Source organism: Streptomyces sp. ADMS (genome assembly GCF_033441795.1).
Classification (GTDB): Bacteria; Actinomycetota; Actinomycetes; order Streptomycetales; family Streptomycetaceae; genus Streptomyces.
Genome location: NZ_JAVFVX010000023.1, coordinates 45,579 through 66,779, shown reverse-complemented (window position 1 = coordinate 66,779; position 21,201 = coordinate 45,579). Strand labels below are relative to the sequence as shown.

The 21,201-nt window shown below is 71.3% G+C and carries 17 protein-coding genes; 6 read left to right on the top strand and 11 right to left on the bottom strand.

Annotation, left to right across the window (positions count from 1 at the left end):
- Positions 1–107 precede the first annotated feature (107 nt).
- The 3 genes from RB628_RS13115 to RB628_RS13105 all read right to left on the bottom strand — a co-directional run bounded on the left by RB628_RS13115 (position 108) and on the right by RB628_RS13105 (position 3,117).
- The gene (locus RB628_RS13115; RefSeq protein ID WP_318320554.1) at positions 108–1,211 is read right to left on the bottom strand and encodes a GNAT family N-acetyltransferase; all 1,104 of its coding nucleotides are present in this window, start codon (positions 1,209–1,211) and stop codon (positions 108–110) included.
- A gap of 37 nt (positions 1,212–1,248) precedes the next feature.
- Entirely contained in the window at positions 1,249–1,686 is a 438-nt protein-coding gene (locus RB628_RS13110) for a hypothetical protein (RefSeq protein ID WP_318320553.1), read from the bottom strand.
- Between the two features lie 219 nt (positions 1,687–1,905).
- Positions 1,906–3,117, bottom strand: coding sequence for a S8 family peptidase (locus RB628_RS13105; protein WP_318320552.1), 1,212 nt, complete (start codon positions 3,115–3,117; stop codon positions 1,906–1,908).
- A 310-nt stretch (positions 3,118–3,427) separates the two neighbouring features.
- Here RB628_RS13105 and RB628_RS13100 point away from each other — a divergent pair, with 310 nt between their 5' ends.
- Positions 3,428–4,234, top strand: coding sequence for an SGNH/GDSL hydrolase family protein (locus RB628_RS13100; protein ID WP_318320551.1), 807 nt, complete (start codon positions 3,428–3,430; stop codon positions 4,232–4,234).
- Positions 4,235–4,269: 35 nt separating this feature from the next.
- Here RB628_RS13100 and RB628_RS13095 read toward each other — a convergent pair whose 3' ends face one another.
- From RB628_RS13095 to RB628_RS13080, 4 genes are all read right to left on the bottom strand, one after another.
- Complete coding sequence (locus RB628_RS13095; RefSeq protein WP_318320550.1) at positions 4,270–5,904, bottom strand: serine/threonine-protein kinase; 1,635 nt, start codon at positions 5,902–5,904, stop codon at positions 4,270–4,272.
- Positions 5,905–5,996: 92 nt separating this feature from the next.
- Positions 5,997–7,727, bottom strand: a complete 1,731-nt coding sequence (locus RB628_RS13090; protein ID WP_318320549.1) for a sulfite exporter TauE/SafE family protein — start codon at positions 7,725–7,727, stop codon at positions 5,997–5,999.
- On the bottom strand, positions 7,724–9,346 hold the full coding sequence (locus RB628_RS13085) for a tetratricopeptide repeat protein (protein ID WP_318320548.1): 1,623 nt from the start codon (positions 9,344–9,346) through the stop codon (positions 7,724–7,726). The genes RB628_RS13090 and RB628_RS13085 overlap by 4 nt, the downstream gene beginning before the upstream one ends.
- Before the next feature lie 160 nt (positions 9,347–9,506).
- A complete protein-coding gene (locus RB628_RS13080; protein WP_318320547.1) occupies positions 9,507–11,045 on the bottom strand; it encodes a DUF4331 domain-containing protein in 1,539 nt (512 codons plus the stop codon).
- Positions 11,046–11,295: 250 nt separating this feature from the next.
- Between RB628_RS13080 and RB628_RS13075 the strand changes: the two genes are divergently transcribed.
- From RB628_RS13075 to RB628_RS13065, 3 genes are all read left to right on the top strand, one after another.
- Positions 11,296–11,838: a sigma-70 family RNA polymerase sigma factor gene (locus RB628_RS13075; protein WP_318320572.1), complete on the top strand. Its 543-nt coding sequence runs from the start codon at positions 11,296–11,298 to the stop codon at positions 11,836–11,838.
- Positions 11,835–12,689 (top strand): anti-sigma factor domain-containing protein, encoded by an 855-nt coding sequence (locus RB628_RS13070; RefSeq protein ID WP_318320546.1) that lies wholly within the window; start codon positions 11,835–11,837, stop codon positions 12,687–12,689. Before RB628_RS13075 ends, RB628_RS13070 begins: the two co-directional genes overlap by 4 nt.
- A gap of 115 nt (positions 12,690–12,804) precedes the next feature.
- Complete coding sequence (locus RB628_RS13065; RefSeq protein WP_318320545.1) at positions 12,805–13,074, top strand: hypothetical protein; 270 nt, start codon at positions 12,805–12,807, stop codon at positions 13,072–13,074.
- An 82-nt stretch (positions 13,075–13,156) separates the two neighbouring features.
- Here the strand turns inward: RB628_RS13065 and RB628_RS13060 are convergent, their stop codons facing one another.
- Positions 13,157–14,347, bottom strand: a complete 1,191-nt coding sequence (locus tag RB628_RS13060; RefSeq protein ID WP_412180648.1) for a CaiB/BaiF CoA transferase family protein — start codon at positions 14,345–14,347, stop codon at positions 13,157–13,159.
- A gap of 446 nt (positions 14,348–14,793) precedes the next feature.
- Complete coding sequence (locus tag RB628_RS13050) at positions 14,794–15,969, bottom strand: type ISP restriction/modification enzyme (RefSeq protein ID WP_318320543.1); 1,176 nt, start codon at positions 15,967–15,969, stop codon at positions 14,794–14,796.
- Positions 15,970–16,158: 189 nt separating this feature from the next.
- Between RB628_RS13050 and RB628_RS13045 the strand changes: the two genes are divergently transcribed.
- Positions 16,159–16,281, top strand: a complete 123-nt coding sequence (locus RB628_RS13045) for a hypothetical protein (RefSeq protein WP_318320542.1) — start codon at positions 16,159–16,161, stop codon at positions 16,279–16,281.
- 30 nt (positions 16,282–16,311) lie between these two features.
- Here RB628_RS13045 and RB628_RS13040 read toward each other — a convergent pair whose 3' ends face one another.
- Together RB628_RS13040 and RB628_RS13035 are read right to left on the bottom strand one after the other, a co-directional pair.
- Positions 16,312–16,920, bottom strand: a complete 609-nt coding sequence (locus RB628_RS13040) for a response regulator transcription factor (RefSeq protein WP_318320541.1) — start codon at positions 16,918–16,920, stop codon at positions 16,312–16,314.
- A 181-nt stretch (positions 16,921–17,101) separates the two neighbouring features.
- On the bottom strand, positions 17,102–20,023 hold the full coding sequence (locus RB628_RS13035; protein ID WP_318320540.1) for an AAA family ATPase: 2,922 nt from the start codon (positions 20,021–20,023) through the stop codon (positions 17,102–17,104).
- Between the two features lie 201 nt (positions 20,024–20,224).
- Between RB628_RS13035 and RB628_RS13030 the strand changes: the two genes are divergently transcribed.
- On the top strand, positions 20,225–21,201 hold a 977-nt coding region (locus RB628_RS13030; RefSeq protein WP_318320539.1), incomplete at its 3' end, for an ATP-binding protein.

Genomic DNA, 21,201 nt, shown 5'->3' with positions numbered 1-21,201 from the left:
GACGACGTACCGATGCGGGTGAGATGTATGACGGTATTGACTATTGCGCCCTTATGGCAAGACCTGGAACGAGGTCTCACGTTTTTGTTGGTTTGACCGTTACGCAACTACTTTGATCGATTTCTGGAACGGAGTCGGCCCACCCGCTTCAGCGCCTTGTCCGCCGGCTCGAAGAGCTCCGGCCGCGCCAGCACCACATTGCGCAGCGCCCGGACGGGGGCGCGCCGCGCCCGGTGTCCGGCCGCCACCGGGTGACGGCGTGTCACCCACCCCTCGGACACCATGAGTTCACGTGTCTTCAGGGAGTCCTTGTACTCCTTCTGCCCCCGGCCCAGATCCAGGTACGCGATCCCCTCGGCGGCGGCCGCCTCGGCCATCCGCAGATGCAGGACCAGTCCCGGCGAGTACTTCGAGAACGCCGGGTCGTACGCCGGGAACCAGCAGGCCAGCACGCGTTCCGTGCGCAGTCCGAAGTGGGCGGCGATCGGCTTCTCGTCGGCGTAGAGCACCGACAGGACGCCCGAGAACGGGTCGGAGCGGGTGTGGAAGAGCTGCTGTACCAGCCGGGTGATCCAGGGGTGCGCGAACCGGTCGCTGCGGCCGGTCCTGCGGTACTGGGCGGACTTCCAGGCCATCAGCCTGTCCAGTGCCTCGGGATCACGCTCGTCGTGTACATAGCGGACCTCGCCGGCGTCCCGGCCGAGCCTGCGCTCCTTGGCGAGCGTCGTGCGCGTGAACTTGGGCGAGCGCGCCCGGAGTCCGGCCAGATATGCCTCGTACCCCTGGTCGACGTCCATCACCGGGGACGGGAAGGTGCCGGTGGCCTCGGCCTCGAACGGCGCCTGGCCCTGCACCAAATGGTCGAACTCCCACACGGCGAGCCCGCAGGCCCGCAGCAGGTCCCGTGCGTCCCAGTCGAATCCGGGGCGGTGCACCAGCCCCTGGCAGTCGGAGACGCCGAGCCCGATCGCCCGGCCGACGCCGGCGACGGATCTCTGGAACGGGAAGAAGGCGGCCGGCTCCCCGCCCTGGCGGAGCACCGCGATGCGTATGCCGCGTCTGCAGCGGCCGACCGCGAGTGTGAACTCCGGGGACAGGAAGGGGTTCGCCAGTTCGGGCGAGCCGTGCAGATGGGCCTTGGCCTGCATCGCCGTCCAGGCGGCCCGGTCCGCGGCGGTCAGTTCGCCGGGCCGGTACACGGTGAGGGTCACGTCGGATGTCAAATTACGAGCCACGTCACCAGCCACGTCAGGAGTTCCGTCTTCTCGCCGTACGGCCGCGCTGCCGCCGTACCAGAACCAGCAGGAGAATGAGCGAGCTGATCAGGGTCACGGCCGCGACTCCACCGCGGACCGACCACTGGTGGGTCGCCAGCATGCCCTGGGCGACCAGGAGGTCGAGTGCCAACGCCGCCGCCACGGACGTCACGGTCCGGCCGAGCGGCTCCAGCCCGCGCAGCGCGGCTCCCACGGCGACCGCCGGTGCGCCGAGGAGGAAGAACAGCGTGAACGGGCCGCGCAGCGGTGAGGCGGTGTCGGTCAGTGCGAGGACCGCGCCGATGGCCGCGACGGCCACGGCCACGCCTGTGAGCAGCGGGAACAGGTCCTTTCCCGGCCCTTGTTCCGCCGGGTCGGCGTTCCCCGGCCCGCTCCCGGATGGAGGTGGCTTGATACGTATGGTCTGCATTGGCGACTTTGCCCCCCGACGCGCCGGATGCCGGGCTTCAATGTCGCGCAGCGGGACGGGCGAGTCAAGATGCGCACCTTCCGCGCCCGTTCCCCGGACGCGTGCACGACGTTCCCCCGGAGGGGAACGAACCCGAAAACGGACGAGTTCCCCGGAGGCGCCGGCTGCCTCCGGGGAACTGCCGTTCGGGTCAAGCGAGTTGCTGATGCGGGAGGGGTGTTACGGGACGAGCTTCAGGAGACGGTTCGGGGAACCGCTGCCCGGGCTGGTGACCACACCGGTGGTGGAGCCGCCCGTGAGGGCCGTGGCGACCTGGGCCGGGGTGGCCGAGGTGTGGCTCGCGAGGTAGACGGCAGCCGCGCCCGCGACGTGCGGAGTGGCCATCGAGGTGCCCGAGATGGTGTTGGTCGCGGTGTCGCTGGTGTACCAGCCGGCCGTGATCGACGAACCCGGGGCGAAGATGTCCAGGACCGCGCCGTAGTTGGAGTAGCTCGCCCGGGCGTCCGTGCTGGTGGTGGCGCCGACCGTGATCGCCGAGGCGACGCGGGCCGGGGAGTACGAGGAGGCGTTGGCGTTGCTGTTGCCCGCCGCGACCGCGTAGGTCACCCCGCTGGCTATGGAGTTGGCCACGGCCGTGTCGAGCGCGGTGGACGCGCCGCCGCCGAGCGACATGTTGGCGACGGAGGGGCCGCTGTGGTTCGCGGTCACCCAGTCGATGCCCGCGACGACGCCGGCCGTGGTGCCCGAACCGGCGTTGTTGAGCACGCGGACCGCCACGATCTTCGCCGCTTTGGCGACACCGTAGGTCGAGCCCGCGATGGTGGTGGCCACGTGCGTGCCGTGGCCGTTGCCGTCCTGGGCGACGGTGTCACCGTCCACGGCGTCGTAGCCGTTGGTGGCCCGGCCGCTGATCTGCGAGTGCGTGATGCGTACGCCGGTGTCGATGACGTAGGCCGTCACGCCGGCGCCCGCCGTGTCGGGGTAGGTGTAGGTACCGGACAGCGGAAGGGCTGCCTGGTCGATGCGGTCCAGGCCCCACGGGGCGCTGGTCTGCGTGGCGTCGAGGTGCACCGTCTGGTTCTGCTCGACGGAGGCCACCGAGGGGTCGGCCGCGAGTCTGCGGGCCTCGGCGGCGGAGAGGGTCGCCGAGTAGCCGTTGAGCGCCGTGCTGAACGTCTTCCTCACTGTCCCGCCGTACTCGCTGATCAGGCTCTTGCCGGCGCTCGACGCGGCCTTGAGGCCCGCCGTCTTCTTGAGCGTGACGATGTAGCTGTCCTTGACGGCCGTGGGGGAGCCGGCGGCCAGCACGGTGCCCTCGGCGGGTGCCGGGGCGGCCTGGGCGGGGAACGCGGTGAATCCGCCGACGAGAGCGGCGGCTGCCACGACGGTGGTCGCGGCGGTCCTGAGCTTCTTGCTACGCAGCTGTGCCATTACGAGGGAGTCCTCCTCTTAGGCAGCACACGCCAGGGTGGGGGCGCGTCTGTGGGGGGTGCCCGCGCGTGCGGGCACAGCCCGGAGCGTCGCGTTCCGTCCGGGCCGAAGTAAAGACTCGGTCATGCACGGGAGTTGCTCAAGAGGTTGGGCGGGTTGTCACATGCGTGTCATGAACACGCAATTCAACGTAACGTGAGCGGGGGTGATCCGTTCCGGTAGGAGCGGGAAAGTCTTGGCATGGACACTTCCGTTCAACACGCGTAGTTGGTACGAACGTTGTGGCAGAGATCCTGCTAAGGGAGGTTCCATGAGACGTTCCCGAATTACGGCATACGTGACCTCGCTCCTCCTCGCCGTCGGCGCCGCCCTCACCGGGGCAACGTCGGCGCAGGCGTCCCAACTCGCCGCCGCCACCGGCTATGTGGCCCTCGGTGACTCCTACTCCTCGGGGGTCGGAGCCGGTAGCTACATCGGCTCCAGCGGCGACTGCAAGCGCAGCACGAAGGCGTACCCGTACCTCTGGGCCGCCGCCCACTCACCCTCCAGCTTCAGTTTCACGGCCTGCTCGGGCGCCCGAACGGGTGATGTTCTGGCGAATCAGCTGACCCCGCTCAGCTCCTCCACGGGCCTCGTCTCGATCAGCGTCGGCGGCAACGACGCGGGCTTCGCCGACGTCATGACGACCTGTGTGCTCCAGTCCGACAGTTCCTGCATCGCCCGCATCAACACCGCCAGGGCGTACGTCGACTCGACCCTCCCCGGCCGGCTCGACACCGTGTACGACGCCATCAGCTCCCGGGCCCCCGCCGCCCATGTGGTCGTCCTGGGCTACCCCCGCTTCTACAAGCTCGGCCAGACCTGCCTCGGTCTCTCCGAGGCCAAGCGCTCCGCGATCAACAGCGCGTCCGACTACCTGAACAGCGCGCTCGCCAAACGGGCGGCCGACCACGGCTTCACCTTCGGTGACGTCAAGACGCCCTTCACCGGTCATGAGATCTGCTCGGGCAGCTCGTGGCTGCACAGCCTCAACTGGCTCAACATCGGCGAGTCCTACCACCCGACGGCCGCCGGTCAGTCGGGCGGCTATCTGCCGGCGTTCAGCAGCGCCGCCTGACCGACCGACAGTCCGACAGTCCGACCGACGTCCCGTCAGGGCGTCTCGGTGGGAGAGGAGACCCCGTCCGTCGGGGTCGGGGTCTCCGTCTCACAAGTCACTGAGAACGGCACGGAGTTGGACTTCACGCTCACCGGGTCGCGGACCTCCACCCCGATCGCGTTCCTGATCGTCCCGCTCTCGTCGTACGTCGTCACGAAGACCTTGTTCTGCTTGGTCTTGCCGCCGCCCGCCGGGAACGACAGCGTCCGCCAGCCCTGCTCCGGAGCCTCGCCCGTCTCCGTCACCCACCGGTAGGAGATCTTCGTGGGCACGTTGCCCACCGTGAAGGTCGCCGTGAATCCGGGCGCCTCGGAGTCGGGGGGCGGACAGGGTCCCGCGTAGTCGGTGCCCGAGCCGGCGACATCGACCTTCACGGTCTGCGCCGGCTGCGAGGTCCTGCCGCCATCACCACCGCTCGGAGGGTCGCTCGTCTCCTCGCCGCCGGAGTCACTGGGGCTGTTCTTCGGCGAACTCTCCCCACCTGTACCGCCGTTGCTCTGCTGCGCGCTGCCGCCGACGTCGGCGCCCCTGCCGTCCCCGGGGCCGTCGTCTCTGTTCAGCAGCGCGTACGTCAGTCCGGCCACCGCCAGCGCGACGGCGGCGAGACCCGCGATCAGGACGACGGCCGCGCGGCGGTTGCGGTCCGGCTCGGCCGGGCCGGCGTCCGGGGGAGGAGGAACGGGCCGGGTCGCCGCCGTGGGAACGGGAGTCGGCTGCGGAGGCGTCGCCGGCTGCTGCGGGAAGACCGCCGCGATCGGCGGCGTGTACGGGGCTGCCTGGGCGGTGTCCGCGCGCAGGGTGCCCCCCGCGCCGATGATCCGCAGATCGTGCTCGGCCCGGTCGGCGGCGAGCCGTTCGGCCGGGTCCTTGCGCAGCAGCCCCTCGATGACGGGAGTCAGCGGCCCGGCCCGCAGCGGCGGCGGCAATTCCTCGTCCACGATGGCGCGCAGGGTGCTGAGCGGGGTGTTCTGCCGGAAGGGGGAGTTGCCCTCGACCGCCGCGTACAGCAGTACGCCCAGTGACCAAAGGTCGGACGCGGGGCCGGGGGTGCGCCCCAACGCCCGCTCGGGCGCGAGAAATTCGGGCGAACCGATGACCTCGCCGGTCATGGTGAGGGCCGAACTGCCCTCGACCGTCGCGATCCCGAAGTCGGTGAGCACGACCCGGCCGTCGTTGGACAGCAGTACGTTGCCCGGTTTCACGTCCCGGTGCAGCACGCCCACCTCGTGCGCGGCACGCAGCGCGGCGAGCACCTCGGCGCCGATGTGCGCGGCCCGCTGCGGGGGCAGCGGTCCCTCGGCGTCCAGCTGATCGGCGAGCGAGATCCCCCGGACCAGCTCCATGACGATCCAGGGCCGGCCCCCCTCGTTCGCCACGTCGTACACCGTCACGACGTTCCGGTTCGATACGCGGGCGGCGGCCCAGGCCTCGCGCTCCAGTCGGGCATACATCCGTTCGACCTCGGAGGTCGGCAGTCCGGCGGGTGCGCGCACTTCCTTGACGGCGACCTCGCGCTGCAGCACCTCGTCGCGGGCCCGCCACACCGTGCCCATACCGCCCTCGCCGAGCGGTGAGAGCAACCGGTAGCGTCCCGCGATCACACGTTCACTGCCCGGTTCTTCGGACACGGACGTCCCCCCATCGCAGCCACGCGTTCACTGATTCCGTCTTGTCGCACGCCGATTTTCTGCACTCCGTCTGATTTCTTCCCAAAAGTAGCTCAGCTGAAGGCGGATGCCGCCCCCTTGAGCACCAATCCGGCTCCCAGCGCGACAACGAGGAACGCGGATGCCAGCGGCGCGGTACGCCGCAGCAGCGCGACCACCGGACCGCCGGCCAGCGCCGGACGCCGGTCCAGCAGCCGGTTCGCCCCGCTCCCCAGCTTCACGACGAGGAATCCGGCGCCGGTGAGGGTGAGCGCGAGCCCGACCCCGTACGCCAGCACGAGCAGGAACCCGAACCACGCCTTCCCCAGCGCGGCGGCTCCGACGAGCACGACCACGGCGGACGGGCTCGGCACCAGCCCACCAGCGAACCCGAGCAGGATCGTGCCGCGCACGGTGGGGGCGACGGCGTGCGTGTGGGTGAACCCGCCGTGGGTGTGTTCGAGGGTGGTGGGGTCGTGCTTGTGGGCGTGGTTCTTGTGGGGGTGATCGTGATCATGGTCGTGATCGTGATCGTGCTGGTGGTCGTGCTGGTGGTCGTGGTCGTGGTCGTGCACGTGTGCGGGAGCTGTGGCGAGTGCGAGTGCGGGAGCGGTGGCCGTGTCCGTGTGTGCGTGCGACGCGTGGGAGAGGACCAGTTCGCGTTCCGGTGTCCTGGCGGTGGCGTGGGTGTGGCTGTGGGGGTGCTCGTGGTCGTGGTCGTGGTCGTGCGGGTGCGGATGGGCGTGCGTGCGCTCGTGTACACGGTGGCGCCAGGCCCGGCGTACGAGGGTCAGGCCCGCCCCCGTCACCAGCAGGCCGCTCGCCACGCCCAGCCACGCGATCACCGAGGGCGCCGCCGCCGAGCCGGCCGTCACCAGCAGGCCCAGGGCTACCACCCCCAGCGTGTGGGTGACCGTCACCGAGGCGGCCAGCGGCATGACGTCGCGCAGGCGGGCCCTGCCGCCCCGGGCGGCTGCCGTGGCCGCCATCAGGGTCTTGCCGTGGCCCGGGGCGAGCGCGTGCATCGCGCCGAGGCCGATCGCGATGACCAGGGCCAGCGCGGCGAAGCCGATCGTGAGGTCGTGCCGGGCCACCAGGGAGTCCAGGGCGCGCGTCCAGCGGTCGGCGCCGCGCGGCAGCACGGAGGAGGCCGGTGCGTCCTTCTCGCCGCTGTCGGCGAGGGCCGCACCGCCCGGGCCCACCTGAAGGGCGGCCGTCGCGGTGTCGGCCGGTGACGAGAGCAACTCCTGCGGATACGTGGTCAGTTCACCGGAGATGGACTTCTCCGGTACGTCGGACGCGGCGAGCGTCATCCGGTCGCCGCGTGCGGTGATCTCCCGCCAGCCGGGTCCCGACTCGGTGCCCGCGCTGTGGAAGCCGAGGGAGACGGTGTCACCTTCGGCGACCTCGGGGAGGGCGGCCCTGAGGTCGCACTCCACGCGCAGGGTGTCGAGGCCTGCTTGGCCGGGCCGCACACTCGCCCTGGCGCTGTCTACGGAGAGGGTGACCGCGCGCCCGGCGACGGTGACCTCGCCGGCCTGCGCGGCACTCGCGCACCGCTGCCCGGCCCACTCGGCCAGACCCAGCTTCTCGATGCCGGACTTGGCCTGGGTCGCCGGGATCTCGGCGAGGTCCTCGACATGGGCCACCCGGAGCTGTCCCGGGGCGACGACGAGACCGTCGTACCGGTTGACGGTGAAGTTGCCGAGAGGATGCGCGCTCGCGGCTCCGGCGGGAACCAGCACGAGCGCGCATGCGGCCGTGAGCACGGCGGCTCCGGTGACGCCAGAACGACGGGACTTCACTTCGCCGCCTCCAGGGACTTGAGAGCCGTACGGGCCTTCTGGGCGCCCAACGGGGAGAAACCGGGGTTGAGTTCGAGGGCGGCGGTGAGCGAGACGCGGGCTTCCCTCGCGTGGCCCGTGGCCTGCTCGATCATGCCGCGGTGGTAAAGAAAGGAGGCGTTGCGGTAGCCGGTCGCGGTGGCGCGGCGGGCGTACGGGAGCGCTTCCTCGTCCTGGCCGTTGACGTGCAGTGCCCAGGCGAGGGCGTCGGCCGTGTGCACGGTCTCGCGGCGGTCCCACTCGGCGCGGGCCGCGCGCAGCGCCGACTGCTTGTCGCCGTGGTCGGCCGCGGCGAGCGCCGTGTCCAGGTCGGCGTTGACGCCGTTGGCGCGGGCGATGGCCGTCCAGGCGTTGACGAGCGCGTACTGGTCGCGGGCCTTGGCCAAGTCACCTTCGCCGCCCCGGACTTCGTACAGCTCGCCGAGCTCGACGAGCGGACCGGGCAGCGGATAGCGGGAGACGACGTCCTCCATGCCCCTGATGGCGCCGGCCCGGTCGCCGTTCGCGAACTGGGCGCGGGCGCGGCCTTCGAGCGCCGGAAGGTAGGCGTCGTCGGCGGCGAGGGCACGCGCGTAGTACTCCAGGGCGGACTCGTACTCGCCCTGGTTCCAGGCGAGTTGCCCGAGCGCGGTGGCCACGTACGCGATGTCCCCGCGCGAGGCGGCGGAACCGAGCGCCTGCTCCAGCACGCGCCGGGCGGTGGTGACATCACCGCGCAGCTCACGCACATACGCGTACCGGGTGAAGACCGGCACCCCGGGCCGCTTGGCGTCGGCCTCGTCAGTGGCCTTCAACGCCTCTTCGTAGCGCCCTAGTTCGACAAGGACATCGATACGGGTGGACAGGGCGCGCTCGCTGTAGGGGTTCTGTGCGAGGGCCTGGTCCGCGTACGTGAGGGCGCCGGGAAAGTCATGGCGGGCGGCGGCGAGGGCGGCGCGCCCGGCGAGGGCGGGGTCGTTGTCGGGCCGCAGTTCAAGGGAGCGCGCCAGGGCCTGCTGGGCCTGCGGATACCGGGAGGGGTCACCCTTGGTACGGGCCTGCTCGACATAGGCCAGCCCGAGCGTGGCCCAGCTGCCGAAGTCCTTTGGCTGTGCCCGGAGATGGGCCTGAAGCGAGGCGATGCTCGCGTCGAGGTCGCCACTGGCGAGCAGTGCGGGAGACATGGCGGCCGGCACGGACGAGACGATGGCGGTCCCGCTGCCGTCCCGGACGGCCCCCAGCACCACGGCCCCGGCGGTGAACGCCACCGCCAACGCGGCGGCACAGGCCCCGAGTTGCAGCGCCCGCCACCGCCGCGACGACTCCCCGAGCCGCCGGACAGCGTCGACGCGCTCCTCGGAGCCGGGGGAAGCGGCGCCAGGGGACGACTGGTCGGGGGATTCGGTCGCGTCCGGCCCGTCCGGGCCCAGCAGCGCCGCGTCGGCGCGTCCATCGGTGGGCGCGGCGTCTTCGGTGCCGAGGTCCCCGGCCGCCCCCGCCGTGTCGGTCGGCCGGCTGCCGAGCTCACGGCCCGGGCGCGTGAGCGGCGGCTGTGGCGCCTGCTCGCGGTCCGGTGCGTTGTCGTTCGTACGCGGGGGCATGCCCTCTCCTCAAGTTGCCTGGGCGGGTCATCGGCGGGGAATCGGCTGGTCAACCGCCCGGGTGGGGCCGGGAGTCGACCGGCGTACGGCGCGGCCCGCGCCGTGGGGGATGGTTACGAGCGGGCCGCGCCAGTTGGTGGGGGTGGGAACGGCAAGCGGGTCAGTACGCCCGGTTCCGCATGTTCCGCCGCCACCACACCAGGCCGGAGGCGATGAGCAGGAACCCGGCCGCACCGGCTGCCGCCGAACCGGCGATCAGCATCGTGTCGGTGCCGCCGGAGGTGCCGGCGGGCTGCAGCGCGTCGCCGAGCTGGCTGCGGACGTCGTTGGTGCCGGTGGTGCCCTTGGCGAGGGGACCGCGCGAGCCCTCGGTCGGCAGAGCCACGTACGGGAAGTAGTTCTCGAACTTCTTGTCGTTCTTGTCGACCGCGTCACCCAAGTCGTTCTTGGCGCCCAGCAGTTCACCCTCGACGACCTGGAGCGAGATGTCGATCACGTCGTCCGTCAGGCGACGGCCGTTCGGGAAGCCAGAGTTGTCGCCGTCGAGGACACCGAGCCGCTTGGGGCTCTTGGCCGGGGCGATCGAGGTGTTGAGACGCAGTTCCTCGGCCGGAGTCACGTGCGGCGGCTGGTTGAGGCCCTCCACACCCTTGAGGAAGACGTCCACCAGGTCGTTGCGCGGCTCGTCGGGCGCCGGGATCTTGTAGATCGCCTCGATGAGCTTCGGCAGTTCGGGGTTGGTCACGTTCTTGAGGAACTGGGCGTCCTCCCACGGCGAGGACGCGTTGAACTTGTCCTTGTCCTTGATCGGGTTGACGACCTCGTTGACCAGCGGCATGCCGAGCCGCGAGACCTGTGTGTACTTGCCCTTGGCGTTCTCGCGCTGGGTGGTCGACCAGATACCGACGATCGGCTGCTCCGCCGACTCCACGATCATGTGGGTCGGCACCTGGAGCGCGATCGAGTTGACGTTGTAGCCCTTGAGCGTGTCGTTGCCGACCTCGGAGAGGTTCCCGCCGTACAGCAGGTCGAAGACGCGCAGGTCCAGGAAGAACGGGTCGTCGGCCTGGCCGGCGAACGTCGTCGAACCGTTCGTCAGCTTGTGGATGGCCTCGTTGCGCAGTTTGCCGTAGTCCGGCATCGACGCCTTGCCCACGTTGGACGGGGCGACCGGCACATCGTCCGCGATCTTCGTCTTGGACTGGACGTACTGGTCCTTCAGCTTGATCAGCTCGATGTCGTACGTCTGCGTGATGTTGAGGTCCTTGTCGTCCAGGCTCTCCACCACGCCCGTGTTGTACAGGAACGTCTTGTCGTTCTTGACGTGCGTCTTGAAGGTGTAGCGGAACAGGAGTTCGCCCTGTGCGTCACCGTCGTTGTCGATGTGGATGTCGTACTGGGCGTCCTCGGCGAACTGGAAGAAGTTCGGGCCGCCGGCCGGCTCTTCGAACGGGATCCAGTTCGCGACGATCGTCGTCGTGTCGGGCTTGTCCGGGCTCACGAACGCGTACACGTCCGTGTTGTCGTACTGAGGCGTCCCCGAGATGAGCGGGGCCTCCCGGTGGCTGGAGGCGGAGGCCGCACCCGGTACGAGCGCGGTGACGCCGGCGGACGCGAGCCCACCGGCGGCCAGCGCACCACAAATGAGGGTCGCGATGCTCCTGCGCCGCGCGCCGCCCTTGGAGATGGTTGTCGTCATGCCGTCCGTCCTCACCGTGTCAACTTGCCTGACGACGGGGATTCGGAGCCCTCCCGGATACGGATTGGTCGAATCTGAAAATTTTCCTGAAGACGTTCCCGAGGACGTTGGAGGCGACCCGCCCGCGTTTCGAGGGCAGTTGATCCGTACCCATCCGGAGGCACGCTCGCTACGAATGCCTAAGGTGACGGTGACGACAAGCGTGATGGAGCGGGGTGGGGCCGTGTGCGGCCGTAGAGAGGGGACGCGGGTGGGAGCGGACGAACTTCTGGTGCTCGTGGCCGGGGGCGACCAGAAGGCCTTCGAGGAGCTGTACGGGATCGTGTCCGGGCCGGTGTTCGGCCTGGTGAGGCGCGTGGTGCGGGACCCGGCGCAGTCGGAGGAGGTGTCCCAGGAGGTGCTGCTCGAACTCTGGCGCTCCGCACCCCGGTTCGACCCCCGACGGGGCAGCGCCCTCTCCTGGATACTCACGCTCGCGCACCGCCGGGCCGTCGACCGGGTGCGCAGCGCCCGCGCGGCCGGCGAACGCGAGCAGCGCGAGGCCCAGCGCTCCCACCGCCCCGCCTTCGACCATGTGGCCGAGGAGGTCGAGGCCGGACTCGAACGTGAGTGGGTGCGCCGCTGCCTGGACCGTCTGACCACCCTGCAACGCCAGTCGGTCACCCTCGCCTACTACGAGGGGTACACATACCGTGAAGTGGCGGAGCGGCTCTCGCTCCCACTGGGCACGGTGAAGACACGGATGCGCGACGGACTGACCCGGCTGCGCGAATGCCTGGGAGGTGTCGCATGAGCGTGCTCGGCAGACTGTTCCGCCGCGAGGATCTCCACTCCCTCGCCGCCCCCTACGCCCTCGACGCCCTGGAGCCCGACGAGCGGCGCCGCTTCGAGAAGCATCTGACCCGCTGCGACGCCTGCGCCGCCGAGGTGCGCCTGCTGTCCGAGGACGCGGTCCGGCTGGCCTGGTCCACGGCCGCGCCGCCCCCGTTCGCCATGCGCGACCGGGTCCTGTCCGCCGTACGCGCGACTCCGCAGGAGTCTCCGGGACACTCCCCGGCGCACGCCCACACACGCCCCGCCGAGGCACCCCGCAAGCGGAGCCATCAGCTGCCGGCGCATGTGTGGGGCACCGAGCCCCCGCCGCCGGTCCGCAGCCGTGCGCCCCGCATGCGCCCCATGTTCGCCCCGTTCGCCACAGTCACGGCGGCAGCCGCTCTCGTCGTCGCCGCGCTGTTCGCCGTCCAGAACACGCAGACCCAGGACAAGCTGGACGCCGCGCAGGCCCAGGCACGTGAGATTGCCGACGTTCTGTCCGCTCCCGACGCACGGGCGACCGCCGGCCGGGACACGCAGGGCCAGGGAATCAGTGCGATCGCCTCCGCCTCCGAAGGGCGCGCGGTGGTGACCCTCAGTGGGTACGGCGAGCTGCCGAGCGACCGCGTGCACCAACTGTGGCTCATGCGCCCTGATGTGCAACCGCGCTCCCTGGGACTCTTCAAGGGCGACACGCCCTTGGTCGCGACCGGTCTCGACAAGTCGGCCACATCACTCGCTGTGACCGTTGAACCCGATGGGGGCTCAGAGCAGCCCACCAGCGCACCAGTTGTCCAACTCGCCCTGGAATCGGTTGGATTCGGAGAGTAATCGTCAACAGCCTTGTGGGGAAGGTGAATCCTGTGACCGCGATACACGATCGCCCCGAGGGGGCGATAGGGTTAACCTGCCCGGGCCGGGTGGACTCGTACGGGTGGGGAGTGACATGGAACAGATAACGATGCACAGCAGGGCACGCGTCCCTGCGATCACGTGCGGGAGCAGTGCGACCAAGGCGCGCCTCGACCGCCATCTCTCGGTGCTGTCGGGACCCGCCGTCCCCCAGCGCGAGACGGCGGAGGCGACCTCGCTGATGCGTGAACTCACCTCACGGGACACCGTGAAGCAGCGCAGCGACCTCGGCAAGCGTGTCAGCAGGCTCTCGCTCTTCGCCCCGTTGCGCCGCCTGAGCCGCACCCTGTTCGGCGGGCGCTGAACGGAGCCTACCGGCGTCCCAGCCGTTCCCGGTCACGGTTCACCGTTCACGTCCACCGTTCGGTTTCGCTCCACGCCCGCGCTCAGGCGGCCACACCGTCCCGGCGCATCGCTGCGATCTCCTCGCCCGTCATCCCCACGGCACGCAGCAGCGCCTCGGTGTGCTCCCCGAGCGCGGGCACATCACCCATCCGTGCCTCGTCCCCGCCCGGCAGAATGATCGGGGGCAGCAGCGCGCGCAACGGCCCCACCGGTGACCCCACTTCCCGCCAACGGTCCCGGGCCGCGAACTGCGGATGCTCCGCCACCTCCCGTACGTCCCTCAGCCGCGCGCACGCGATCCCGGCGGCCTCCAGCCGTGCCACGGCCTCATCGGCGTCCAGCGCACCGAGGGCCGCGGCCACATGCGCATCGGTCCGCTCCCGGTTCTCGACCCGCGCCGCATTCGTCGCGTACGCCGGATCGGATCCCGAGTCGGGCCGCCCCAGCACCTGTTCGGCCAGTCGCCGCCACTCGCGGTCGTTCTGCACCGACAGCAGCACCCTCCCGCCGTCCGCCGTCGCGTAGGCGTCGTACGGGGCGATGACGGCGTGTGCGAGTCCGGTGCGCGCAGGGGGAGCGCCCTCGTGCATCGCGTGGTGGAGGGGGTGGCCCATCCACTCGGCGAGCGCGTCCAGCATCGACACCTCCACCGGCCCGCCCCGCCCGGTCACGCCCCGCCGTACGAGGGCTGCCAGTACGCCCGAGAACGCGTACATGCCGGCCGCGATGTCCGCCGCCGGAATCCCCGCCTTCACCGGCTGCTCGGGCGTCCCGGTCACCGACACCAGCCCCGCCTCGCACTGCACGAGCATGTCGTACGCCCGTTTGCCGGCGTACGGCCCCGACGCCCCGTACCCCGAGATGTCCACGGCGACCAGCCGGGGGTGCGCGGCGCAGAGGGTGGCCGCGTCGAGGCCGAGGCGGGCGGCGGCGCCCTGGGCGAGGTTCTGCACGAACACGTCGGCGTCCGCGACGAGCCGCCGTACGACGGCGAGCCCACGAGGATCCTTGACGTCGAGGGCGAGGGACTCCTTCCCCCGGTTGCACCACACGAAGTGCGAGGCGAGACCGTGGGCGGCGGTGTCGTAGCCGCGCGCGAAGTCACCGCCGTCGACGCGCTCGACCTTGATGACCCGCGCACCGAGGTCCGCGAGCTGACGGGTCGCGAAGGGGGCGGCGACGGCTTGTTCGAGGGCGACGACGGTGAGGCCGGTGAGGGGGAGGGGTTGCATGCGGGTGATCATGTCGTGCGGGGAGCGCCTTGTCATGGGTGGCCGTCGGGTTTTCGCCCCCGCCGCCCCTACCCGTCCCATCCCTGGGGGCTGCCGCCCCCGGACCCGTGCTTCGGCCCTGTGGGGGCCTTGTCCTCAAACTCCCCCGGACGTGGTATCCCCAGCCGGGCTGGGGGTACGCGCCGGCGCTCGGGGACCACAGGAGGAGCAGGAGAACGCGATGCTCGTCGCCTGTCTCGGGGGCAGGCGGCAGGTGGGGTGTATCCGAGGATGGCGGCGCCGTTCACGGAGGACGAGGGGCCGGTTGATCTGGAGGCGGTGCTCGAGCGGATGCTTTGGCGGGTGCTCGATGGGTTTGCGCCGCGGGGGGTGAGGGTTCGTTGTGGGCTGTCGCGCCCACGCGGCGGAGCCGCACGACGTCACAGCCCCGCGCCTCTGTCGGTCGGTCAGATGAGCGGGAACTGGCCTTCGGGGCCTTCCTCGTGGTGGTCCAACACCGATGCCGGTCGGCGTGCGCTGTCAGGTACCGGGAGTACGCCTGCCGTCTGCAGCTCAGCTGCTGCGATGGGGTCCGTCACCGTCAACCCGGCCTGCTGCGGGCGTAGTTCCGTCAGCAGCGTCAGTACCGCGACCAGTTCCAGCAGCTCGGAGGTCCACGTCTGCGGCCATGTCGCCGGCCGGATCAGCTCCAGAGCCCCCGGCTCGATCGCACCGCCCATCCGCACCGCGAACCACTGCTCAAGCAGCCGCACCCCGCCCATCTCGAAGTCCCACGCCTCGGGCGGTACCGGGGAGATGCGGCCGTCGTCGACCTGGAGGGTCTCCTCGTCGCGGTCGTAGTGGACGGTGGACGGACGGGAGGGCAGCGGTGACCGCACATACGGACGTCGGCCGCCGGGCAGCTTGGGGCGTTGTCCGTCCCGTCGCATCAGCCACAGCACCCGCCGGCCCAACTCGGTACCCCGGAACCAGAGTTCGGGGTCGGCAGTGAGGGGGACGGTGAGTCCCGGGCGTACGGCGACCAGGGTCCAGGCGAGGACGTCGAGCGGGTCGGGGCGGTGGCCGAGACGGTCGGCTAGGTGGTCCAACAGGCCCGGGGCCAGGTTGGGTTCGGTGGCGCCGGGACGCCGGTACAGCGGGCGGACGCGGCCGGGGCGGACCAGCGGCAGCAGGGAAGAAGCGAGCAGCAGCGGCTCGCCGGAGTCCGGGCGCACGGCCGCCGCCTCGACGACGAACACCTGCCGCTCGTCCGCCACCCGCCACAACTCCGGGCGCGCCGCGTCGATCAGCCGGTGGTCGGGGATGAGCCACTGTTCGTCGAAGGGCGCCAGCAGGACCCGTACGGGCTCCGGGCAAGGGCCGGTGGTGTGGACGAGCTTCTCCGTGCCGCTGTCCTGACCCGGCAACTGCCCGACCGCCGAGTGCGGGGTACGTGAACGCGTCGGCTCGAACAGGGCCTCGCGGTCCGGTCCTTCGGCCTTCATCAGGGCGTCCCAGCGCGCCTTCAGGGAAGCCGCATCGGGGGCCGTCGGCCACCCCCGGCCCAGCCGTGGCGGTGCGACGGACCACGGCATGAGGTCCGCGAGCAGCGGAGCATCGGCGTCGTACGGCACGCTGGGCATCGTACGACGACGTCCCCCAGCCCCTGCCTCGGACCAGTCATCGCGCATGCTGACGTTGTGTCCGGGAACGCGGGCAGCGCGTCCGGGATCGTTGTGCGACGGACACCCGGACACCCGGACACCCGGACACCCGGACGCCCGGCCGACCGCACTGTAGGCGAAGGTCGACGACGAGATCGGGGCCACCCGGTGGCTGGGAGCGGCAACGCCGGCCAGAGCGCCGGGGCCCGGTTCTCCCTCAGCGACCACCAGGCCACGGACGCCGAGGCGCAGGCCAACGACGCCGCCCTCAAGGCAAGCCTCTGCTCCTGACTCCTCTCCGGGGCGCGGTGGGCCCGCGGGTCAGATGAGGCCGGCGCGTATGGCGTAGGAGACGGCGTGGGCGCGGTTGCGCAGTCGCATGCGCTTCATCACGCCGTAGAGGATGTATTTGACGGTGCGTTCGGAGTAGGAGAGCTTCGTCGCGATCTCCGCGAACTCCTTGCCCTCGGCGACCAGGCGCAGCACGTCCACCTCGCGCGGGCTGATCCCCGATGCCGCCAGGCTTCGGGGGGCGAGGACCTCCCGTTGGACCCACTGGATCTGTTGCATCAGAGTGCCCTGGAGGGTGGGCGGGAGGCTGCCACCGCCCTCCGCGAGGGTGAGCAGGGTTCCGATGAAGTTCGCGGGGGTGAAGGAGTCCCGCCAGAGCACGGCACGGACCCCGAGGTCGACCGCTGCCGCGATGTCGGTCTGCCACTGCCTTCCCACCACCAGGGCGAAACGTGCGTCGGGCTTGTCGCTCAGGCTGCGCAGCAGGTCCAGGGCCGAGGCGTCGGCACTGTCCACGGCGACCACGATGACGGCGGCTTCCTGGAGCCTGTCCGGTGGGACCTCGTGAATGCGACGGTCGTCCCGAAGGCAGCTGGCCAGCCCGGCGCGGATGATGGGGTCGGATGCGTGGATCGCCACGCGCACAGTGTCTGTGAGTACCTGCTGAGGCACGGGCTCCCCAATCGGGAACTCGAAGTGGTCCATGTGGTTCAGGAGCTGATCGTGGCATGTGCGGTTGCCCGGACTCGGTCCCGGAGGCCCTTCGTCCGTTAATGACAGGGGAATCTGGCACCAGCGGTCAGACCGGCGTGTGGGGAGGTCAGCGGCTGTCCGTGGTGAGCGGACTGCCCGTGAGTACCGCTGTCACGACCTCTGTGCGGGAGCGCATGCCGGTGCGTGCGAACAGCCTGGACAGACGGTTCGCGACCGCGTCCTCGCTGAGCCGCAGGACGTGGGCGATCCGGCGGTTGGTGAGGCCCTCCGCCAGGAGGATGGCCAGCAGGTGCTCGTTCTCCGCCGTGGCCTGCTTGCGACCGGGTACGACAAGGCCTGCCTCGCGCATCGCGGACCTGGTGTGGAAACGCCACAACGTGGCACCGGTCTCGCCGAACAGCTCGTACGCCTCGCGCAGCAGCGTCGCCGGGCCCGCGTTCGCGCGCACCGCGGCCAGGAGCGTGACCGCCGTTTCGAACGGCTGGCTGCGTGAGCGGGCCAGATCGACCGCTTCGGGTAGGTGCTTGCCGGCATCCGCGGAGTCCGGCCGGAGTCCGGCGGACGTCAGCAGGTACAGCAGCCGTGTCCGTCCGCTGTTCATCTGCCCGGCCAACAGCTCAAGGCGCTCCAGACAGGCCGCCGCCCGAACGGTGTGTCCCGCTTCCGCGTGCACCTCGGCGAGAGAGGCCCACAACTCGTCGGTGCCGTAGACGGATCCACGCTCGTCCGCCGCTCGCAGGCCGCGCCGCAGGGTCTTCTCTGCCCGGCCGAGATCGCCGAGGGTCCGCTGCACCGCGGCGTCGGCGTGGTCCAGGAAGTGTTCGAGAGGTCCGTTCGCCCGCCCGCGCACACTGGCGACCAGACGGTCGGCGCTGGAGGTGCGCCCCTGCGCGAGGAGGATGGCCGCCGTCCGGGCCGGGAGCAGATGGTGCGTGGGGACCGCGGTGAGCACCCCGCCGTTGACCATGAGCCGACGGGCCAGTGCGAGCGCCTCGTCCCACTGCCCCTGGAGGTGACGCAGGAGGAACTGGCTGGACTCGGGCAGCAGCTCAGGTGTCAGTTCCCGGGCTGACAGCAGGGACTTTCCCCCTTGCAGGTCGCCGGTGCCGAGCAGCAGGTCGAGCTGAGCGACGCTCCGTGCGAACACCTTGTCCCGGGTCAGGCCCGGCACCTCCGGCAGGGCGAGTGCGCGCGTGAGCCGATCCGGCCGGCCCACCACGAACTCCGCGACGTTGTGGAACAACTCCAGCAACGCCCGGCTGTCAGGGGTGGACTGCCACACCGGTTCGGTCTGCGACAGCAGGGTCAGCGCCTCCTGCCATTTCTCCAACTGCCACAGGGCCTGGACGCGGCCGGATACGGCTGCCATGGCGGGCAGTCGCAGTCCGTCCCACCATGGTGCGGTGCCCATCCGGTCCAGTGCCGGCCAGTCCCTCCCGACACCCGCCGACGCCACCAGCAGGGTGGCGGCCTCGTAGAGCGCCAGCGGGTCGAGGCCCTCGGCCGGGTCGCACACGATCCGCTCGGCCGCTGCCCGGGCCGTCCGGTAGTCACCGCAGCCGAAGGCGGCCTGGCCGCACCGCAGTACCGCGAGGTCGCGTGCGGTCGGTTCCTCGATGAGGCGGACGGCTCTCAGGTGCCACCGCACCATCCCCCGGCGCTCGTGGTCGGGATACAGCGCTCTTGCGGCAGTCGTCAGTTCCGTCACCGCGCGTTCGCGGTCGACCAGGACGCCCGCGTCGGCGATCCGGTCCGGTAGGTAGGTCTCCGCGTCCGCCTCGGCGAGGATCGCCGCCACCGGCGGAGTCCGGGGGGCCTGCCGGCCAGGTGGGTCTTCCGGGGCCCCGCCCGCCCACAACGCCTCCACAGCGGCGGCGGACAGGCGGCCGCGCTCCAACGGCCCCAGCCGCTCCCGCACGGCGTGTGCCAACAGCGGTACGCGGAACGTCCAGCCGCGCGCGGCACCGCCCTGCCCTGGCAGCTCGTCCACGACGCCCTCGTCCACCAGCGTGCGGATGCCGTCGTGGACGGCCTCGGCGGACAGTTCGGCCGAGGCCGCGACCAACTCCTGGGCCGGCCGGCCGAGCGGCCACAGGATGCTCAGCGCCGCGGCCACCGTCCAGCAGGGCTCGCCCAGAGCCCGCAGCGCCTCGACGTACCGGTCACCGTCCGGCAGCACCGGCGCCGGCGCCCCGAGGGCCAGGAAGGCCTGCCTGTCGACCATGCGTATCGCGTCCTGGCCGGCCCACTCGAAGAGCAGGGCGTCGAGCGCCCCGGGGATCCCGTGGCTCAGTTGGCGGGCCCGCCGTGCGAGGCCGGCATCGGGCGCCGCCCGCAACCGCTGTGCCACCGCGGCGGTGACGTCCTCGGGCCCGAGGCGCGGCAGAACGATCGTGTGCACCGCCTGGTTGCGAGCCAGCTGTTCGAGGGCGCGGCCGGACCCGGGAGACGGCTCCGTACGGTCCGGCCCGGTGTGCTGGACCGCCGTGACCATCAGCCGGGTACCGGGCGGCACCCGGCGGAAGTCGACCTTGCCGAGCAGAGCGAGGGATTCGGCGTCGGCATGCTGGGCGTCCTCGACGACCACGGTCGCGGGCGTCGGCTGCGCCAGAGCGCCGGCGAGCCCCTCGGCCATCGCCGCCCAGTCGCCCCGCTGTACGGCGGACAGCGCCTCCACGGCAGCCTGGCGCGCCGACCGCCGCCTCGCCGCGGCGGACCGGTGCTCCTCCAGAGCCATGAACAGCCGCAGCGCCAGGAGCAGAGGGCGTTCGCCGTCGCCGGGAACGCAGTCCACCCGCAGGACCGCGATCCCCTCCGCGCGCAGTCGCTCGGCAGCGGCACGCGTGAACGCGCTGCGCCCGACGCCCCGTTCGCCCCGGACCAGCACCAGACGCGGCCCGTCCGGATCGCGGAGGCCGCGGTCGATCGCGTCCGACTCGCGCTCCCGGCCGAACAGGCGCGCGCCCGTCCGGTCGAAACGCGCGGCCGTGCCGCCTAGGACCAACTCGGCGTCTACCTGGGCAGCCACTGTCCTCACCGTAACTCTCGACGACCCATGTACCGGGCGGCATCCGCCTCGGTCCGACCGGGCGGACCGGCCGGTTCTCATACCTGCCATCATGGCGAACCCGGCAGGGAAACAGGTGATCTGCTCGGGACATCGGGCCGAACCGCGCGTTCTCGTGCGGCCAGTTCGGCGTGCGGAGAACGGGGCCAACGAGGAGTCGCCGTGCGGCAGGACCGTTCGCCTCTTGTCGCCAGGGACGCCGAAGTCGGGGACGTGGCCGAGGCGTTGCGTACGACCGGTGCCGAGGCGCGGACCGTGCTGGTCACCGGCGGGGCCGGAACCGGCAAGACCGCCGTGGTGGAGCAGGCGCGGCGGGCGGTGGTCCAGGACGGCGCCAAGGTCCTGCGGCTCGGCTGGGAGGCCACCGGGGGCGGGGCCGGTGCGGACGCCCTCGCGGACGCCGTCTGCGGAGTACTCGCCAAGATCCACGACGGCCGGCTCCCGGCGCGCGTCACCGCCGTACGCCGGGTGCAACTGCGGACCGCCGGCCCCGGCCACGAGGTGGCCCTGCTGTCGACCTTGGGGGAGGTGCTGGCGGACGCCGCCCATCACGTCGCCTTCGCCCTTGTCCTCGACAACGCCCAGCGGATGCCGGCGCGGACGGCCTCCGCCCTGGGGCTGCTGCTGCGCGCGTTCCGCCCCGTGGGTGTGCCGGTGGTGATGGCCGGCCGGCCGATGAGCCCGGGGCACATCACCGGAGCGCAACTGCTCGCGGCGGCGGACCGGGTGCTCGAACTGCGGCCGCTGTCGTCGGCCGACGTCGGCGCGCTCGTCGTGCGGCGGCTGGGCCGCCCGGTCGAACCCGACCTGGTGACGGCGGTGTCGCGTGCGCTGGGCCCGCTGGCGGGGAGCCCGGGGGCCGTGCTGTCGGTGCTCGCCGCGCTGGAGGAGTACGGCGGCCTGCTCGAACTCGACGGTCAGGTCTGTCTGGCCGTGCCGGACGGCGGGTTGCGGCTCACGGCGGACGTCGCGGAGCTGGGCCGGCTCGGCTGGCCGGACGCGTCACCGGATGCCGACACGATCGCGACGGCGGTCGCACTCGCCCGCCTGGCAGAACAGGGCGAACTTCGGCTCGACGATCTGCGTGGTGTGCGGTCGTCGGAAGGGCGGTTGGGTCTGGGTGGCGTGCAGGTGTCGGG

Coding starts and splice junctions, on each gene's coding strand:
- RB628_RS13070 (WP_318320546.1), top strand. CDS start 11,835: ATGAGCGTGCTCGGCAGACTGTTCCGCCGCGAGGATCTCCACTCCCTC.
- RB628_RS13050 (WP_318320543.1), bottom strand. CDS start 15,969: ATGCCCAGCGTGCCGTACGACGCCGATGCTCCGCTGCTCGCGGACCTC.
- RB628_RS13105 (WP_318320552.1), bottom strand. CDS start 3,117: ATGGCACAGCTGCGTAGCAAGAAGCTCAGGACCGCCGCGACCACCGTC.
- RB628_RS13085 (WP_318320548.1), bottom strand. CDS start 9,346: ATGCCCCCGCGTACGAACGACAACGCACCGGACCGCGAGCAGGCGCCA.
- RB628_RS13065 (WP_318320545.1), top strand. CDS start 12,805: ATGGAACAGATAACGATGCACAGCAGGGCACGCGTCCCTGCGATCACG.
- RB628_RS13110 (WP_318320553.1), bottom strand. CDS start 1,686: ATGCAGACCATACGTATCAAGCCACCTCCATCCGGGAGCGGGCCGGGG.
- RB628_RS13060 (WP_412180648.1), bottom strand. CDS start 14,347: ATGCAACCCCTCCCCCTCACCGGCCTCACCGTCGTCGCCCTCGAACAA.
- RB628_RS13100 (WP_318320551.1), top strand. CDS start 3,428: ATGAGACGTTCCCGAATTACGGCATACGTGACCTCGCTCCTCCTCGCC.
- RB628_RS13080 (WP_318320547.1), bottom strand. CDS start 11,045: ATGACGACAACCATCTCCAAGGGCGGCGCGCGGCGCAGGAGCATCGCG.